Source organism: Streptomyces sp. 2114.4, assembly GCF_900187385.1.
GTDB lineage: Bacteria > Actinomycetota > Actinomycetes > Streptomycetales > Streptomycetaceae > Streptomyces > Streptomyces mooreae.
The window spans coordinates 2,874,150-2,891,806 of record NZ_FYEY01000001.1 but is presented as its reverse complement, the minus strand read 5'-3'; the positions used below and the strand labels follow the sequence as shown (position 1 = coordinate 2,891,806).

At 70.7% G+C, this 17,657-nt stretch carries 17 protein-coding genes; 12 read left to right on the top strand and 5 right to left on the bottom strand.

Going from position 1 to position 17,657, the window contains the following annotated elements; all coding sequences use genetic code 11:
- Window positions 1–11: 11 nt before the first annotated feature.
- Complete coding sequence (locus CFW40_RS12545) at window positions 12–479, bottom strand: Lrp/AsnC family transcriptional regulator (protein ID WP_086715635.1); 468 nt, start codon at window positions 477–479, stop codon at window positions 12–14.
- Window positions 480–608: 129 nt separating this feature from the next.
- On the opposite strand from CFW40_RS12545, the gene hppD reads away from it, so the two are divergent.
- From hppD to CFW40_RS12520, 5 genes are all read left to right on the top strand, one after another.
- Window positions 609–1,769 carry a 4-hydroxyphenylpyruvate dioxygenase gene (gene hppD / locus CFW40_RS12540; protein ID WP_088797864.1) on the top strand — a complete coding sequence of 387 codons (1,161 nt, stop codon included), beginning with the start codon at window positions 609–611 and terminating at the stop codon, window positions 1,767–1,769.
- Between the two features lie 64 nt (window positions 1,770–1,833).
- A complete protein-coding gene (locus CFW40_RS12535; RefSeq protein ID WP_088797863.1) occupies window positions 1,834–3,198 on the top strand; it encodes an FAD-binding oxidoreductase in 1,365 nt (454 codons plus the stop codon).
- Window positions 3,199–3,270: 72 nt separating this feature from the next.
- The gene (locus CFW40_RS12530) at window positions 3,271–3,594 is read left to right on the top strand and encodes a hypothetical protein (RefSeq protein WP_088797862.1); all 324 of its coding nucleotides are present in this window, start codon (window positions 3,271–3,273) and stop codon (window positions 3,592–3,594) included.
- Between the two features lie 9 nt (window positions 3,595–3,603).
- A complete protein-coding gene (locus CFW40_RS12525) occupies window positions 3,604–3,897 on the top strand; it encodes a ribosomal protein L7/L12 (RefSeq protein WP_088797861.1) in 294 nt (97 codons plus the stop codon).
- Window positions 3,898–3,991: 94 nt separating this feature from the next.
- Window positions 3,992–5,437 (top strand): NAD(P)/FAD-dependent oxidoreductase, encoded by a 1,446-nt coding sequence (locus tag CFW40_RS12520; protein WP_088797860.1) that lies wholly within the window; start codon window positions 3,992–3,994, stop codon window positions 5,435–5,437.
- A gap of 116 nt (window positions 5,438–5,553) precedes the next feature.
- Here CFW40_RS12520 and CFW40_RS12515 read toward each other — a convergent pair whose 3' ends face one another.
- Window positions 5,554–6,039 carry an SsgA family sporulation/cell division regulator gene (locus tag CFW40_RS12515; RefSeq protein WP_088797859.1) on the bottom strand — a complete coding sequence of 162 codons (486 nt, stop codon included), beginning with the start codon at window positions 6,037–6,039 and terminating at the stop codon, window positions 5,554–5,556.
- A 236-nt stretch (window positions 6,040–6,275) separates the two neighbouring features.
- Here CFW40_RS12515 and CFW40_RS12510 point away from each other — a divergent pair, with 236 nt between their 5' ends.
- Together CFW40_RS12510 and CFW40_RS38680 are read left to right on the top strand one after the other, a co-directional pair.
- Window positions 6,276–7,868, top strand: coding sequence for an RDD family protein (locus tag CFW40_RS12510; protein ID WP_088797858.1), 1,593 nt, complete (start codon window positions 6,276–6,278; stop codon window positions 7,866–7,868).
- Between the two features lie 109 nt (window positions 7,869–7,977).
- Entirely contained in the window at window positions 7,978–8,862 is an 885-nt protein-coding gene (locus CFW40_RS38680; RefSeq protein ID WP_176956516.1) for an RDD family protein, read from the top strand.
- 119 nt (window positions 8,863–8,981) lie between these two features.
- Here the strand turns inward: CFW40_RS38680 and CFW40_RS12500 are convergent, their stop codons facing one another.
- The gene (locus CFW40_RS12500) at window positions 8,982–9,344 is read right to left on the bottom strand and encodes a hypothetical protein (protein ID WP_088797857.1); all 363 of its coding nucleotides are present in this window, start codon (window positions 9,342–9,344) and stop codon (window positions 8,982–8,984) included.
- Window positions 9,345–9,744: 400 nt separating this feature from the next.
- Here CFW40_RS12500 and CFW40_RS12495 point away from each other — a divergent pair, with 400 nt between their 5' ends.
- Both CFW40_RS12495 and CFW40_RS12490 read left to right on the top strand, forming a co-directional pair.
- Window positions 9,745–12,135 (top strand): immune inhibitor A domain-containing protein, encoded by a 2,391-nt coding sequence (locus tag CFW40_RS12495; protein WP_088797856.1) that lies wholly within the window; start codon window positions 9,745–9,747, stop codon window positions 12,133–12,135.
- A gap of 123 nt (window positions 12,136–12,258) precedes the next feature.
- Complete coding sequence (locus CFW40_RS12490; protein ID WP_093493701.1) at window positions 12,259–12,645, top strand: hypothetical protein; 387 nt, start codon at window positions 12,259–12,261, stop codon at window positions 12,643–12,645.
- A gap of 63 nt (window positions 12,646–12,708) precedes the next feature.
- Here CFW40_RS12490 and CFW40_RS12485 read toward each other — a convergent pair whose 3' ends face one another.
- Complete coding sequence (locus tag CFW40_RS12485; RefSeq protein ID WP_088797854.1) at window positions 12,709–13,305, bottom strand: isochorismatase family protein; 597 nt, start codon at window positions 13,303–13,305, stop codon at window positions 12,709–12,711.
- Window positions 13,306–13,439: 134 nt separating this feature from the next.
- Window positions 13,440–14,768, bottom strand: coding sequence for a nicotinate phosphoribosyltransferase (locus CFW40_RS12480; protein WP_088797853.1), 1,329 nt, complete (start codon window positions 14,766–14,768; stop codon window positions 13,440–13,442).
- 152 nt (window positions 14,769–14,920) lie between these two features.
- Here CFW40_RS12480 and clpS point away from each other — a divergent pair, with 152 nt between their 5' ends.
- The 3 genes from clpS to CFW40_RS12465 all read left to right on the top strand — a co-directional run bounded on the left by clpS (window position 14,921) and on the right by CFW40_RS12465 (window position 17,652).
- On the top strand, window positions 14,921–15,274 hold the full coding sequence (gene clpS / locus CFW40_RS12475) for an ATP-dependent Clp protease adapter ClpS (RefSeq protein ID WP_088797852.1): 354 nt from the start codon (window positions 14,921–14,923) through the stop codon (window positions 15,272–15,274).
- Window positions 15,271–15,864, top strand: coding sequence for a DUF2017 domain-containing protein (locus CFW40_RS12470; RefSeq protein ID WP_088797851.1), 594 nt, complete (start codon window positions 15,271–15,273; stop codon window positions 15,862–15,864). Before clpS ends, CFW40_RS12470 begins: the two co-directional genes overlap by 4 nt.
- Window positions 15,865–16,185: 321 nt before the next feature.
- Window positions 16,186–17,652 (top strand): amino acid permease, encoded by a 1,467-nt coding sequence (locus CFW40_RS12465; protein ID WP_088797850.1) that lies wholly within the window; start codon window positions 16,186–16,188, stop codon window positions 17,650–17,652.
- Window positions 17,653–17,657 lie beyond the last annotated feature (5 nt).

Sequence of the window (17,657 nt, the reverse complement as noted above, 5' to 3'; positions counted from 1 at the left end):
GGTCTCCTCGGTCAGTCTGCCGATGCCTGTTTCACCAGCGGGACGATCCGCAACGGAACCGGATTTTCCATGACGATTGCCGTTGATGCCCGCACGATCCCATCAAAGCCCACAACCCGGTCGATCACCCGCTGTAGATCGGCGTTGGACCGTGCGACGAGCCTGCAGAGCATGTCCCCGTGTCCCGTCGTTGTATGCAGCTCCAGCACCTCGGGAACGGTCGTCAAGTGGGCACGTACGTCGTTTCCTTGCCCTTGTTTGATCTCCAGCGTCGCGAATGCGGTCACCGGATATCCGAGGGCGGCCGGGTCCACATCCGGTCCGAAGCCCCGGATCACTCCATTCGACTGAAGCCGGTCGAGCCTGGCCTGGACCGTCCCGCGGGCCACCCCCAGCCGCCGGGACGCCTCCAGCACGCCGATCCGCGGCTCCTCGGCGAGCAGTTCCAGCAGCGCCCCGTCCAAATGATCGATCGCCATCGTTCGCACCGCCCTTGGTGATGGTCATCATGTACAGATAGCCGGGCGACTTCGCCCTTTCGCTATGCATAATGCCCAGAAGATTCGCGAACTATTGCGCACCTTGTGGATCGGGGGGACTCTGCGAACATGGCTGACACCACGATGCACACCCGGACCCAGACCACGGCCCCCGACACGGCACGGCAGGCGGACCCCTTCCCGGTCAAGGGGATGGACGCGGTCGTCTTCGCCGTCGGGAACGCCAAGCAGGCCGCGCACTACTACTCGACCGCCTTCGGGATGCGGCGCGTCGCCTACTTGGGCCCGGAGAACGGCAGCCGCGAGACCGCGAGTTATGTGCTCGAATCCGGCGGCGCCCGGTTCGTGTTCACCTCCGTCATCAAGCCCACGACCGAGTGGGGCCGCTTCCTCGCCGACCATGTCGCGGCGCACGGCGACGGCGTCATCGACCTCGCCATCGAGGTCCCGGACGCCCGCGCCGCCTACGAGCACGCCGTCGCCCAGGGCGCCACCGGCCTGGAGAAGCCCTACGAGCTCCAGGACGAGCACGGCACCGTCGTCCTGGCGGCCATCGCCACCTACGGCAAGACCCGGCACACCCTCGTCGAGCGCTCCGGCTACGACGGCCCCTACCTGCCCGGCTTCGTGGCCGCCGAGCCCCTGGTGGAGACCGGCCCGCGGCGCTTCCAGGCCATCGACCACTGCGTCGGCAACGTCGAACTCGGCAGGATGAACGAGTGGGTGGCCTTCTACAACAAGGTCATGGGCTTCACCAACATGAAGGAGTTCGTGGGCGACGACATCGCCACCGAATACAGCGCGCTGATGTCGAAGGTCGTCGCGGACGGCACGCTCAAGGTCAAGTTCCCGATCAACGAGCCCGCGATCGCGAAGAAGAAGTCGCAGATCGACGAGTACCTGGAGTTCTACGGCGGCCCCGGCGTCCAGCACATCGCGCTGGCCACCAATGACATCGTCGCCAGCGTCCGGGCGATGCGCGCCGCCGGCGTCGAATTCCTCAACACCCCCGACTCCTACTACGACACCCTCGGCGAGTGGGCCGGCGAGACCCGGGTGCCCGTGGAAACGCTCCGTGAGCTGAAGATCCTGGTCGACCGCGACGAGGACGGCTATCTGCTGCAGATCTTCACCAAGCCGGTCCAGGACCGGCCGACGGTGTTCTTCGAAATGATCGAGCGGCACGGCTCCATGGGCTTCGGCAAGGGCAACTTCAAGGCGCTCTTCGAGGCGATCGAGCGGGAGCAGGAGCGGCGCGGCAATCTCTGAGCGGTGCGGCGGGTCGCTTCCCCGGGATCTTTCGTGCAGGGGCCACGAGTGCGAGGCTGGGTCCATGGACCTCATCGCACGTCTGCGCGCCGGGCTCCCGGGGGAAGCAATTCTCACCGACCCCGATGTGACCGGCTCCTACGCCAACGACATGGCGAGCTTCTGCGAGGCCGGGACGCCGGCCGTGGTCGTGCTGCCGCGCACCGTCGAGCAGGTCCAGCACATCATGCGGACGGCCACGGAACTGCGGGTCCCGGTCGTCCCGCAGGGCGCGCGCACGGGTCTGTCGGGCGCCGCCAACGCCTCCGACGGCTGCCTGGTGCTCTCGCTGGTCAAGATGGACCGGATCATCGAGATCAACCCTGTCGACCGGATCGCGGTGGTCGAACCCGGTGTCATCAACGCCGTGCTGTCCCGCGCGGTGAACGAGCACGGCCTCTACTACCCGCCCGATCCCTCCAGTTGGGAGCAGTGCTCGATCGGCGGGAACATCGGCACCGCCTCCGGCGGCCTGTGCTGCGTCAAATACGGGGTCACCGCCGAGTACGTCCTCGGCCTGGACGTCGTCCTCGCGGACGGGCGGCTGCTGACGACCGGCCGGCGCACCGCCAAGGGCGTCGCGGGCTACGACCTCACCCGGCTGTTCGTCGGCTCCGAGGGCAGCCTGGGCATCGTCGTACGCGCCGTGCTCGCCCTCAAGCCGGAGCCGCCCGCGCAGCTGGCGCTGGCCGCCGAGTTCCCCTCCACCGCGGCCGCCTGCGAGGCGGTCTGCGAGATCATGGCCCGCGGCCACGCCCCGTCGCTGCTGGAGCTGATGGACCGTACGAGCATCCGCGCGGTCAACGCCATGGCGCAGATGGGTCTCCCGGACAGCACCGAGGCGCTGCTGCTGGCCGCCTTCGACACCCCCGATCCGGCCGCCGACCTCGCCGCCGTCGGCGCGCTGTGCACCGCCGCCGGCGCCACCGAGGTGGTGCCCGCCGAGACCGCCGCCGAGTCCGACCTGCTGCTGCAGGCCCGCCGGCTGACCCTGACCGCGCTGGAGCGGGTCAAATCCGCCATGATGATCGACGATGTGTGCGTACCGCGCTCCCGGCTCGCCGAACTGCTCGACGGCACCGCCGCCATCGCCGAGAAGTACGACCTGACCATCGGTGTCTGCGCGCACGCGGGGGACGGCAACACCCACCCCACGGTCTGCTTCGACGCCGCGGACCCCGACGAGTCCCGCCGGGCCCGGGAGTCCTTCGACGCCATCATGGCGCTCGGCCTGCAACTGGGCGGCACCATCACCGGGGAGCACGGCGTCGGCGTCCTGAAGAAGGAGTGGCTGGCGCGCGAACTGGGGCCGGTGGGACTGGAGTTGCAGCGTGGCATCAAGGGCGTCTTCGACCCGCTGGGAATCCTCAACCCCGGAAAGCTCTTCTGAAGCACCCGCGCCCCGCCGGCCCGGCCGGGACCCGGAGGTACAGGGCAGGGGAAGGGACGGTTGACTTCACCCATGACGATCAATGATCCGCACAGATCCGGCGAGGGCATGGTCACCTTCCGGGTGACCGGGAAGGGCGTCGACGACCTCACCTACGCCGTCCAGCCGCCGGGTGACTCCGGGGGCGAACAGCAGGTGGTCCGGCCCGCGTTGCCGTGGTTCGTGGTGACCGACGCACGGGGCGTGGGCGCGATGCCGATGCTCACCCTCACCCTCGAAGGGCCGGACGCCTACGCCGAATGCGAGATCCTCACGGACGGCGCACCGGCCGTCCGGGGCAGTGTGCACGGCCCCGCGGCGACTGCCGTGTTCATGGCACGTGCCGCCGCCTCATAGAGTTCCGGCATGGATTACGCACCCCTCGTAGCAGCGGTTTTCTTCCTCATCGGCGTCTCCGGCTTCGCCAGGGCGACTGACCTGCGGGCCAAGCGGCAGGACCTGAGGCTCCAGCGGCTGGAACGCAAGGTGGACCTGCTGCTCGCGCAGGCCCGGATCGTCGAGCCGGAGGACCCCAGGATGGCCGAGCTGGACGCCCTGCTGGCACAGGGGAAGAAGATCCAGGCGATCAAGGTGCACCGCGAGGTGACCGGCTCCGGACTCGCCGAGGCCAAGGAAGCGGTCGAACGCCGGATGCGCTGACGGCCCGTTGGGCAGAGGATGGCCAGAAGGACCCGCCGGGCCCACCCCTCATGTCCACCGGGCCCCCTCATGCCCACGCAGGAAGCGAGAGCCGATGGCAGCGACCGAAGCGAACCGAGCCGCTGATGAGGCGTATGACGTCATCGTGCTGGGGGCGGGGCCGACCGGCGAGAACGTCGCCGACCGGGCGCACGCCGCCGGGCTGAGCGCGGTGGTCGTGGAGAGCGAACTCGTCGGCGGCGAGTGCTCCTACTGGGCGTGTATGCCCAGCAAGGCCCTGCTGCGCCCGGTCACCGCCCGCGCCGAGGCACGCCGGGTCCCCGGCCTCAAGGAGGCCGCGGACGTGCCCCTGGACGTACCGGCGGTGCTCGCCCACCGCGACGAGTTCGTCTCCTACTGGAAGGACGACGGACAGGTCCGCTGGCTGGACTCGTCCGGCATCGACCTGGTGCGCGGCCACGGCCGGCTCGCCGGACCCCGGCGGGTGGTCGTCGACGGCGGACAGGTGCTCACCGCCCGGCACGCGGTCGCGGTGTGCACCGGCAGCCGCGCGGTGCTGCCCCCCGTCCCCGGGCTCGCCGAGGCCCGGCCCTGGACCAGCCGCGAGGCCACCAGCGCCAAGGCCGTACCGGGCCGTCTGGTGGTGGTCGGCGGCGGCGTGGTGGGCGTCGAGATGGCCACCGCCTGGCGGGCCCTGGGCTCCTCCGTGACGCTGCTGGTACGCGGCGACGGGCTGCTGCCCCGTATGGAGCCGTTCGCCGGCCACCTGGTCGCCGAATCGCTCGCCGAGGCCGGGGTCTTCCTGCGGACCGGCGTCGAGGTGCGCGAGGTACGCCGGGAAGCCCCGGGCGGCCCGGTCACCGTCCTGCTGGACTCCGGGGACGAGATCGTCGCCGACGAGCTGCTGATCGCCACCGGCCGGACCCCGCGCACCGAGGACATCGGCCTGGACACGGTCGGCCTGACCCCCGGCTCCTGGCTGGACGTCGACGACAGCCTCCGGGTGACGGGCGTGACCGGCGGCTGGCTCTACGGCGTCGGCGACGTCAACCACCGCGCCCTCCTGACCCACCAGGGCAAATACCAGGCCAGGATCGCCGGTGCCGCCATCTCCGCGCGCGCCCGGGGCGTCCCGATCCTGGAGTCCGACCGCTGGGGCGCGCACGCCGCCACCGCCGACCGTCTCGCCGTCCCGCAGGTCGTCTTCACCGATCCCGAGGCCGCCTCCGTGGGCCTGACCGCCGCCGCGGCGGAGCAGGCCGGCTACCGCACCCGGGTGATCGACCAGGACCTGGCGGCCGTCGCCGGGGCGTCCCTGTACGCGGACGGCTACCGCGGCCGCGCCCGGATGGTCGTCGACCTGGACCGCGAGGTGCTGCTCGGCGCCACCTTCGTCGGCTCCGGGATCGCCGAGCTGCTGCACTCCGCGACGGTCGCGGTGGCCGGCGAGGTCCCCCTCGAACGGCTGTGGCACGCGGTGCCCTCCTACCCGACGATCAGCGAGGTGTGGCTGCGGCTGCTGGAGGCCTACCGCGGCTGAGCACGGCGCCTGCGGCGGGCCGCGGCGGGCGGCGCCGGGCCGCGACGCCGGGCGCCGCCCGCAACCCGGCCCCGGCGCGCCCCCGTTGGTCCACGCGGCAGCGGCCCCGCCACTCGCTACGCCCCGGGCTCGGGCGGCTCCTCCGAGGGCCGGGGGCCGCCCGGCCACTGCTCCTCCGCCGCCTCCGTCGGCGCCATGGCAAGCAGTTCGCTCAGTCCTTCGTCGAGGTCCAGATGCCCCTGCTCGGCCCCCGGCGGCACCACCCGCAACGTGCGCTCCAGCCATGCCGAGACCGCGGGGGCCGGCGTCTCCAGCAGCGCCCGGCCGTCCGGCGAGTCCAGCTCGATACAGACCAGGCTGCGCCCGTCGAGCTTGGTCGGCCACACCCGTACGTCGCCGTCACCGCACGGCCGGAACACGCCCTCGACGAGCAGTTCGCGGGCGAAGGTCCACCGGACCGGGGAGTGGGAACCGATATGAAACGCCACATGGACGGCGTACGGGTCGTCCGTCCGGTACGTCAGCCGGGCCGGCACCGGAATACTCCGCTCCGGTGACAGGACCAGGCCCAGCTCCAGCTCTCGCTCCACCACGGTGTGCATGACGTCCGCCTCTCCTCGCGCCCGCGGGCACCCGGTACCGGGCCCGCACACAGGAGAGAGGCGCCGTGAGCCGGACCATTACACGACTTCGTACAACTTTTTTCCCGCGCCTCTTCCAGGTGGTCGTGGGCGGGCATGGGGATGAGCGCAACCGGGGTCTGATAGATGTGGACGCCGCCTTGCGGCAGACTGCACCCCACACCCACCAGGCCGAGTACAGATACGGGACTTCGGACATGAGCGCCCCTACCTCAGGATCCGCCGGCGGTAGCCCCACGCCAGGCTTCTACCCGGACCCGTCCATCCCCGGCTACATCCGGTACTGGAACGGTGCCGCATGGGTGCCGGGCACCAGCCGGCCCGCCCCCGCCGAGGGCGAGGCGATGCCCGCACCGCCGCCCGGTGTGGCCCCGGCGGCTTCCCCCGCCGTCGAGGAGACCGGACCGGTGTTCTTCGACGAGGAGGGGACGGCCGGCGGCTCCGCGGTGCCGGCCGTACGCCAGAGCGGCGAGGTCGAGGCCCGGCCCGCGGCCGGCTGGGACGGCCCGGCCCGGCTGCACGGCGCCGGCCCCGAACCGGCGGCCTCCTGGCAGGCCGACGCCTCCCGGCAGGGCGGCTACGGCGCCGAGACCGACCGCCGGATCTCCTGGGGCTCACCGGACCAGACGCCCGCCGGTACTCCGTCGGGCGCCGCTCCCTGGGGCGGGGTGCCGCCGCAGCGTGAGCAGGGCGGCGCCCAGGCCCCGGCCGGCGAGGCGCCCGGCGCGTCCTCGCCCGCGCGCACCGAGGGCCCGTCCGACGGGACCGTCGCCATCCGGGCCGTGAACCCGGCCGCCCGCCGCGGCAACACCTCCGGGGACCAGGGCACCACCGCGATCCGTGCGGTACGGCCCGGCGCCGCGCAGCCCGCCAAGGGCGGCGAGACCATGGCGATCCGAGTCGCGGGCGGCGGCCGCACCCCGACCCCGTCCGCCGCGCCCGCTGACGCCTCCCCGCAGTCGCTGCCGTCCGTCGGCAAGGGGCAGCCAAGCCGCCCGGCGCCGCAGCAGCCCCCGAGTCCCGCCGCACAGCACCAGGCCGCCCCGCAGGCCCCGCAGCACCAGGCGCCCCCGAGCCCCGCGCCGCGTCCCGCCGCGCAGAGCCCGGCGCAGCAGACCCCTGGCCCGCAGACCCCTGGCCCGCAGACCCCCGGCCCGCAGGCTTCCGGCCCCTCGGCCGGCTTCCCGGCGCAGGGCGGTGCCGCACCGGCCGGATCCGGCGCGCAGGGCGCCGACGCCGAGGGCGTCGTCCCCTGGAAGCCGCCGGCCGCCGCCGATCCGTTCTCGGCTCTGGCCCAGGCCGCGCAGGGCCACCCGGCCGGACTCGGCCGCAGGCTGGCGGCCCGGCTGATCGACACGCTGGTGCTGGGGGCGCTCACCGCCGCGGTGGCCGTTCCCATGTGGAGCACCGTCACGGACCACATCGACGCCAAGGTCGAGGCGGCCAAGCAGTCCGGCCGCCAGATGACGGTCTATCTGATCGACGGCACCACCATCCCGGTCTTCGCCACGATCCTGGCCGTCCTGCTGCTCGGCGGTGCGCTCTACGAGGTGCTGCCGACCCTCAAGTGGGGCCGCACCCTGGGCAAGAAGCTGTGCGGCGTACGGGTCCTGGACATCGAGAGCCATGACACCCCGGCCCTCGGGGCGGCGCTGCGGCGCTGGTTCGTCTACAGCGTGCTCGGCGTGCTCGTCGTCGGCGTGCTGAACGTCCTGTGGTGCCTGTTCGACCGGCCGTGGCGCCAGTGCTGGCACGACAAGGCCGCGCGGACGTTCGTCGCCTCGGGCTGAGGCTCCTGGGGCCTGTCTTCACCGTGCCGCCCGCCTCGCCGCCCGGTAGCCGTCCCCCGAACGGACTTCGCCGGATGCGGCGGGCGGCGACAAGGGGTCGACTCGGGCCATGAGTACCGACCAGCCCCGGCCCGGTTCCGGTGAGCCGCCGGAGGACGACCCGTTCCTGAAGAAGCCGCAGGAGCCCCCGGCGGGCGGCGCTCCCCGTAACAGCTCGCCCCGCGAGAACGGCGCCCCTCGCAACCACGCTCCGCGCGGCAACGGTACGGGCGGCAACGGTACGGGCGCCGGTGAAGGCGGCGCGCCGCCCCCGGGAGGCCCGCCGCCGGGTGGGACCCCGCCCCCGGGTGGGACTCCGCCGCCGGGAGGTACCCCGCCCCCGGGAGGCCCGCCCCCGGGTGGCACCCTGCCGCCCTACGCGGGCGCCCCGTACGGCAGCGGCCCGTATGCCGGTGACCCCTACGGCGGGCAGCCCGGTCCGGCCGACCCGCTGGCCGGAATGCCGCCGTTGGCGAACCGCGGGCGCCGGCTCGTCGCGCGCATCATCGACGCGATCATCATCGGGGTACCGGTATCCGTGATCATGACGCTGATCGTCGGCGGGGTGGACTACTTCAGCACCGACAGCGTGGAGGCCGGCAGGCAGTCGACGGTATCGGGTGTCACCATGCTGGCGTATCTCATCTACGAAGGGCTGATGCTCTCCAGCCGCGGCCAGACCCTCGGCAAGATGGCGATGAAGATCCGGGTGGCGATGCTCTCGAACGGCTCGATCCCCACCGCGCAGGCGGGCTGGACCCGGGCCGCGGTGTATACGCTGCCGGAGATCGTGCCGTGCTGCGGCTTTATCTTCTGGCTGGTCAACGTCCTGTGGTGTACCTGGGACCAGCCGTATCACCAGTGTCTGCACGACAAGGCGGCGAAAACCGTGGTGGTGTCCACGCAGACACCGACACCGACACAGACACCGATGCCTGGAACCCCCTCGGCGTGAGTGCCCGCTGCGGCGTCAGTGCCCGCTGCGGCGTGAGTGCCCGCTGCGGTGTGTGTGCGCGTCCCGGCGTGAGTGCGCGCCTCAGCGTGAGTGCGCGCCTCGGCGCGGGAGTACCCGCCTCAGCGTGAGTGCTCGCCGATCCGGCTGTCCGTGGCGGCGGCGGCCGGTTCGGCGAAGCGGCCCCAGGGGGCGCGGGGGGACGAAGCCGCCACGGGCGTCAGATGCTCGGGCGGTGTCGGTACGGCCTGGGACGGGGCGGGCGCGGCGGGTGCCTCGTCCCGTACGAGATGCCGGCGGACCACCCGCGGCACCCCGGGCATCGGGACCGTCATGGCGACCAGCAGCCCGAGCCCGAGCCCGGCGATGGCGATGACCGCGACCCCGATCCCGGTCTGCGTCTGCGAGAGCAGCAGCATCGCGAGGGTGGAGAGAAAGACGGTGGCCGAACCGTAGGCGAGCTGTGCGGGGGTCGGACGAGGCATGGCGGAATCCGTCCTCGGAGGGTCGGCAGGGGGTCTCGGTCAAGGGCGCGCCATCAAGCGAGGCTACGGTCCTTACTGCCCGAACGGAACGCCAGGTAAGCGTGACCTAACCCACGGTCCCGGTGCACAGGGGGCGCACAACGCCGGCGCCCGTGTGCATGCCCCGTGCCGTCATGGCTGTTGGGGGCGGGGGCGCATGCCCGTCAGGCATATACACCGGGCCTCTGCCCGGCGAGGGGGGCACCCGGAACGCCGCCGCCACGCGGTGTCCGATAGCCGCAACTCGCGAGCCGAGTAACGTACTTCGCTGACGTGGCCAAGTCAAGATCTGTCTTTTTCCCCGTACTTCCGGTCGAATGCCGTCGAACAGTGACCGGTTCGAAGGGGAGGACAGCGCCAAGTGAGAGACAACAGAACGGTGTTCAGATCGGCCGCCCTGGCCACGGCAATTGCCGCGATCGGGGCGGCCGCTTTGTCTTCGGGGGTGGCCGCGGCCGACGCGCAGGGACCCTCGCCCGTGGCCAGGCGCCATGACCCGGCCCCCGAGCGGGCCGTGGACCACGACCTCAAGGGCCCGTTCAGCGACCGGCAGGCGGCCGAGCGCAAGGAAGCCCTCCAGCAGGTCCTCGCCGGTGACGCCAAGCCGACCGAGCGGGGTGGTTCCGCGGTCGTCAAGCTCGGCAAGAGCAAGTACGTCGAGCTGGCCCGGAAGAAGACCGACAAGATCTTCACGATCCTGGTGGACTTCGGCGACAAGGTCGATGACACCACGATGTACGACCCGGACGGCGACGGCCCCCTGCCGCCGGTGAAGAAGTACGGCGGCGACCCCGGCCCGGCACACAACCGGATAGCCCAGCCGGACCGTGCCAAGGACAACAGCACGGCCTGGCAGAAGGACTTCAACCAGAAGCACTTCCAGGACCTCTACTTCTCCCACGACAAGAAGAAGCAGTCGCTGGCGAAGTACTACGAGAAGCAGTCCTCGGGCCGCTACTCGGTCGACGGCGAGGTCTCCGACTGGGTCAAGGTCGATGCGAACGAGGCCCGTTACGGCTCCAACTACTGTGGCCAGCACAACTGCAACAACGTCTGGGACTTGATCCGCGACGGCGTCAACCAGTGGGCCAAGGACCAGAAGGCCAAGGGCCGTACCGACGCCCAGATCAAGGCCGACCTCGCCAAGTACGACCAGTGGGACCGCTACGACCACGACGGCGACGGCAACTTCAACGAGCCCGACGGCTACATCGACCACTTCCAGATCGTGCACGCCGGCGAGGACGAGTCCGCCGGTGGCGGCGTCCAGAAGACCGACGCTCTCTGGGCACACCGCTGGTACGCCTACGGCACCGACGCGGGCAAGACCGGCCCGGGTGCCAACAAGGCGGGTGGCACCCAGATCGGCGACACCGGGATCTGGGTCGGCGACTACACCATGCAGCCGGAGAACGGCGGACTCGGCGTCTTCGCCCATGAGTACGGTCACGACCTGGGGCTGCCGGACGAGTACGACACCTCCGGCACCGGCGAATCCTCCGTGGACTTCTGGTCGCTGATGTCGGGCGGCTCCTGGCTCGGCACCGGTAAGGACAGCATCGGCAACCTGCCCGGTGACATGAGCGCCTGGGACAAGCTGCAGCTGGGCTGGCTCAACTACGGCAAGGCGAAGGCCGCGGCCAAGTCCTCCTACAAGCTGGGCGTCTCCGAGTACAACACCAAGAACAAGCAGGCAGTGGTCGTCACCCTGCCCGCCAAGCAGGTCAAGACCGAGGTCGTCCAGCCCGCCGAGGGCTCGCACCAGTGGTGGGGCGGCAGGGGCGACGACCTGAAGAACACCCTGACCCGGCAGGTGGACCTCACCGGCAAGTCCAAGGCGTCCCTGGGCCTCAAGGGCTGGTGGGACATCGAGAAGGACTACGACTACCTCTACGCCGAGGTCTCGACCGACGGCGGCAACAACTGGACGGCGCTGGACGGCACCGCGGGCGGCAAGGCCATCCCGCGCGACGGCAGCGACAAGCCCGCCCTGACCGGCACCGTGGCCGCCTACCAGGACCTCGCCTACCCGCTGGACGCCTACGCGGGCAAGAAGATCGCCCTGCGCTTCCGCTACCAGACCGACGGCGGCACCTCCGGTAAGGGCTTCGCGGCCGACACCATCAGCGTGACCGCCGACGGCACGCCGCTGTTCAGTGACAACGCCGAGAGCGGCGACAACGGCTGGACCAGCAAGGGCTTCTCGCGGATCGGGGCCTCGTTCACCAAGTCCTACCCGCAGTACTACATCGCCGAGAACCGCCAGTACGTGTCGTACGACAAGACCCTCAAGGTCGGCCCGTACAACTTCGGCTGGACCACGGCCAAGCCGGACTGGGTGGAGCACTTCCCGTACCAGAACGGCGTGCTGATCTGGCTGTGGGACACCTCGCAGCCGGACAACAACGTCGGCCAGCACCCCGGCTACGGGCAGATCCTGCCGGTCGACGCGCACCCCAAGGCCGAGCACTGGGCCGACGGCAAGCTGATGCGCAACCGCTTCCAGAGCTACGACTCGACCTTCACGCGGTTCCCGACCGACGCGCTGACCCTCCACCGGGACGGCAAGGAGGTCAAGATCACCTCGAAGAAGGGCGTGACGCTCTTCGACGACCGGCACGGCGTCTACTACGACAAGGCCAACCCGACCGGTGGTGTGATCGTCCCTGACACCAACACCCGGATCAAGATCGCCAAGGAGGCCCGGGACGGCTCCACGGTGACGATTCAGGTGGGCCCTGCCGGTAAGTAAAAGGTAAAATCGCAGGTCAGTAGCTATGCGGCCGCCGCCCCCTAGCGGGCGGCGGCCGATTCGCGTTTAGATGCGTTCTACAGTTCCTTGTTGACGCGAAGTCTCACGGGGGGAGATATGACGATGTCCGGTGGCGGTTTCACCAGGCTTCCCGGCGGAAGCGTGGTGGTCGCCCTGTCGCTGCCCAGGCCGCCCCACGGGGCGCGGGGCGGCCTCTACGACTGCGGATGCCGGGTGCGGGTCCTGGTCCATGCCGCGAACCGCCAGCGCGCCCTGACCAGGCTGCGCAACCTCGGCCTGCGCGCCGTCTACCTGCGCGGCAACTCCAAGCCGCCCACACCCGACGAGGTCACGGCCGTCCTGCACCATCCGGACGGCCTGGTCTGGCGCGAGGCCCCGGAGGACGACACCGAGTCGTGGCACCCGATACGGGCGCTGCTGCGGAACCCGGCCCGCCCGCTGCGGGAGGAGGGCCCGGACGACGAGGACCGCCCGGCCTCGGCCGCCTGACGGGCCCCGCGAGCGCCTGAAGGGCGTGTCCTGGATCAGCGCACCTGACCCGGGACACGCCCTTCAGCCGCCGAGGAGCACCGGCTTGCCGGTCAGCTCGGCGCCGGCCGCCCGCAGCTCCTGAAGCGCCCGTTCGGTGGTGTGCGCGGCCACCCCGGCGGTCAGGTCCAGCAGGACATGGGTGCGCAGCCCGGCGCGGAGCGCGTCCAGCGCGGTGGCCCGTACGCAGTGATCGGTGGCGATGCCGACCACGTCGACCTCGGTGACCCGGTGCGCGTGCAGCCAGTCGGCGAGCGGGGTGCCGTTCTCGTCCGCGCCCTCGAAACCGCTGTAGGCGCCGGTGTGGGCGCCTTTGTCGAAGACCGCGTCGATGGCGCCGGAGGCGAGTGCCGGGGCGAAATTGGGGTGGAAGCCGCTGCCTTCGGTGCCGGCCACGCAGTGCACCGGCCAGGAGGTCTCGTAGTCGGGGGTGGCGGAGAAGTGGTCGCCGGGATCGATGTGGTGATCCCGGGTGGCCACGACATGGCGGTAGCAGCCGCCGGCCGTCTGGCCGATCAGATCGGTGATCGCCGCCGCCACATCCGCACCCCCCGCCACCGCGAGGCTGCCGCCCTCGCAGAAGTCGTTCTGCACATCAACGACGATCAATGCCCGGTGCATGGTGCGTGCCTTCCGGCTGGAATCGGGGGAGGGGCGCGGAGCGGGGTGGTGTGACCGAGGGTAGCCACTGGAGGGGGATTGCGGGAGTGGTGCGGAGCCCGGCAGTGCGGCGGATGCCGGGCACGGCGCAGTCGTCAGACGTACTCGGTCGCCAGCACGGGTTCACCGCGGGAGAGCTGGGTCGCCGACAGCGGCAGCCGGCCGCGGGCGGCGATGTGCCGGGCGCGGGCGGCGTCCAGCGGCTCGCGGGCCACCACCGTGCCGGCGCTCACCAGCGGCACCAGCAGCTGCCGGTCGGCCAGATCCGCCGGGATGGTGCCGGTGCCGATGACCTCGGCGGTGGCCACCCCGTCCTCGTCCAGCCGGCGCGCGGCCCATTTACGGCCGCCGAGCGAGCTCTTGGCGCCCATCGACTTCTTCGCGACCGGCAGCAGCGGGGCGCCCGGCTCCTCGCTGTCGGCGCGGGCGACCAGCTTGTAGACCATCGAGCAGGTCGGGTGCCCGCTGCCGGTCACCAGCTGGGTGCCGACGCCGTACGCGTCCACCGGCGCGGCGGCCAGCGAGGCGATGGCGTACTCGTCCAGATCGCTGGTGACCACGATCTTGGTCTTGGTGGCGCCCAGCTCGTCGAGCTGCTGGCGCACCCGGTGGGCGATCAGCAGCAGATCGCCGGAGTCGATCCGGACGGCGCCGAGATCCGGGCCGGCCACCTCCACCGCGGTGCGCACCGCCTCGGCGACGTCGAAGGTGTCCACGAGCAGGGTCGTCCCGTTGCCCAGGCTGTCGACCTGCGCGGTGAAGGCGTCCCGCTCGGTGTCGTGCAGCAGGGTGAAGGCGTGCGCGCTGGTGCCCACGGTGGGGATGCCGTAGCGGAAGCCGGCCGCCAGGTCGGAGGTGGTGTGGAAGCCGCCGACATAGGCGGCACGGGACGCGGCCACCGCGCCGAGCTCATGGGTGCGCCGGGCGCCCATCTCCATCAGCGGGCGCGGGCCGGCCGCCACCGACATCCGGGAGGCGGCCGCGGCCACCGCGGAGTCGTGGTTGAGGATCGAGAGGATCACCGTCTCCAGGAGGACCGCCTCGGCGAAGGTGCCCTCGACGCGCATGAGAGGGGAGCCGGGGAAGTAGACCTCGCCCTCCGGGTAGCCCCAGATGTCGCCGCGGAAGCGGTAGTCGGCCAGCCAGGCGAGCGTCGGCTCGTCGAGGATGGCGCGCTCGCGCAGGAAGCCGAGGATCGTCTCGTCGAAGCGGAAGTTCTCCACCGCGTCCAGCACCCGGCCGGTGCCGCCCACCACGCCGTAGCGGCGGCCCTCGGGCAGCCGGCGGGTGAAGACCTCGAAGACCGACCGCCGGTCCGCGGTGCCGGACCGCAACGCGGCCTGCAGCATGGTGAGTTCGTACTGGTCGGTGAAGAGCGCAGTCGACGGCACGGCCACCGGCAGCCCCAGGTCTGCTGTGTTCATGGGGACGATGCTACCCCCAATACTCGTCACTTTGACGATAGTGCTCCGGGGGCGACAAAAGACCGCCCGCCGGCGCCGGGTCCCCCTCGCCGACGCGGCCCGCGCGAGGGGCATTTGTGCGTCGCCCGCCCCCGGGTGGCAGCATGGGGCCTGTGAGCGCCCACCCGTCACCCACGATCACGCTCCGGCCGCATCGCTGCACCCTCAGTGTCCCGGTCGAGACCGAGCGCCCCCAGTCGAGCGAGGCCCCCTTCGAGGTCCCCGAACCCGACGTCCCGTGGGTCACGATCGTCCACAACGACCCGGTCAACCTCATGAGCTACGTCTCGTACGTGTTCCAGTCGTACTTCGGCTACTCCAAGGACAAGGCGCACCAGTTGATGCTCGACGTCCATCACAAGGGACGCGCGGTGGTCTCCAGCGGCAGCCGCGAGGAAATGGAGCGCGACGTGCAGGCCATGCACGGCTACGGCCTGTGGGCGACCCTTCAGCAGGACCGCCGATGACCGGGCACTTCGAGCCGCAGCCCGGGGGCGGCGCCGTCGTCCCCCTCGACGAGGTCGAGATCTCCATCCTGCGCAGCCTCGCCGTCCAGCTGATGGAGCTGCTCGGTCCGGGCGAGGAGGCCGGGGGGAGCGAGAGCGACGACCTGCTGGCGTCGATCTTCAACGACGGCCCCAGCGAGCCGCCCGCCGACCCGGTGCTGGCCCGCCTCTTCCCCGACGCCTACGGCGGACCCGACCTCGTCCCCGACGACGATGTGCGCGCCGCCTCCGCCGAATTCCGCCGCTACACCGAGAACGATCTGCGCGCGCGCAAGCGCGAGGACGCCCTGGCGCTGATCCGCGCGCTGGACGGCCTGGCGCCCGCCGGTGACAGTGCGCTGCTCCGCCTCGACGCCGGTGAGTGCCGGCAGTGGCTGGGGGCCCTCAACGACCTCAGGCTGGCCATCGGAACCCGGCTTGAAGTAACCGATGAAGAAGATGGCGGAGAACTGCTGCGGCTCCCGGACAGCGATCCGCGCAAGCCGATGGTGATGGCCTACCTCTGGCTCGGTGGGCTCCAGGAGACGCTTGTCGACTCTCTGATGGGCTGAAAACAGGGCGTTCCACCCCTGTTGTTACCGCTGTGTTCGCTCAGCGGATGCTCAAATCCGGATAACGATCGCATCACCTCGGCCATGTGAATTGCGGCACTTCAGGGCCCTTGTCCGCTTTCTCTCGTGGTTTGATTCACGCCATCCCTAGGCGGTCCGAGAGACGCCGTGATACATGTTCACGACCTGCCGTGAGCGACGCCACCCCTGTCGCCGCGGGAGCGCTACTGCCGGCCGACCGTCGGCGTGCAGGAACTCCATCCGGGGGATCGGGATCCGATCCGGACAGACCGGGTCGGTATGGAGAAAGGCGCACCACACATGACCTCTGTGCAGGTCGACAAGCAGCACGACGGCGATGAGGCAGCTGGGACGGCCCCCGAAGAGGGCTATCAGCGGGGTCTGGGAAACCGTCAGATCCAGATGATCGCCATTGGCGGCGCCATCGGTACCGGGCTCTTCCTCGGAGCCGGCAAGGCGATCTCGATGGCAGGGCCGAGCATCATCCTCGCCTACGCCATCGTCGGTCTGGTCATCTTCTTCATCATGCGGGCCCTGGGCGAGCTGCTCATGTACCGGCCCGTCTCCGGATCGTTCTCGGAGTACGGACGGGAATTCCTCGGCCCCTTCATCGGCTTTGTGACCGGCTGGACGTACTGGCTGTTCTGGGTCGTCACCGGCATCACCGAAGTGACCGCCGCCGCCACGTACGTGCAGTACTGGAACAAGGGCATACCGCAGTGGGCCGCGGCCCTCGTCTTCACCTGCGCACTCTTCGGCATCAACCTGATCTCCGTGAAGATCTTCGGTGAGCTGGAATTCTGGTTCTCGATGGTCAAGGTCACCGCGATCATCGGCATGATCCTGATCGGCCTCGGCGTGATCACCCTCGGCTTCTCCGACGCCGGTGACACCGCCTCCTTCACCAACCTGTGGTCCCACGGCGGCTTCTTCCCCAAGGGCATCGGCGGCACGCTGATGACGCTGCAGATCGTGATGTTCGCCTTCCTCGCCGTCGAGCTCGTCGGCGTGACCGCGGGCGAGGCGACCAACCCGAAGAAGGTCCTGCCCAAGGCGATCAACACCGTGCCGTGGCGGATCGGCCTCTTCTACATCGGTGCGCTGATCATCATCCTGTCCGTCGTCAGCTGGACGGTCTTCAAGCCGGGCGTCAGCCCCTTCGTCGCCGCCTTCCAGCAGATCGGCCTGCCGGCCGGTGCCGGCATCGTCAACTTCGTCGTGCTGACCGCCGCGCTCTCCTCGGCCAACTCCGGCATGTACTCCACCGGCCGGATGCTGCGCGACCTCGCGCTCAACGGCCAGGGCCCGAAGTTCTTCACCAAGCTCAGCAAGAACGGCCTGCCCACCTGGGGCACCGGCGTCTCGGTCGCGATGATGCTCTTCGGCGTCTACATCAACTACCAGTGGCCCGGCGAGGCGTTCAACTACGTCGTCTCCTTCGCCACCATCTCCGGTATGTGGGCGTGGATCGTCATCCTGGCCTCGCAGCTGCGCTACCGCGCCAAGGCGAACCGCGGCGAGCTGCCGCAGTCCGAGTTCAAGGCCCCCGGCAGCCCCTACACCTCTCTCTTCGCGCTGGCCTTCATCGCCATGGTGATCGTGATGATGGGCGTCGACAAGGACGCCCGGATCTCGCTCTACGCGGCTCCCGTGTGGGCGCTCATCCTGGGCGTGGGCTACCTCTGCATCAAGCGGCGGGACGCGGCGAACGGCCTGACGGCCGGCGCGGCGCCGCAGGACGCCTCCGCCAAGGACACCAACGGCTGAGGCAC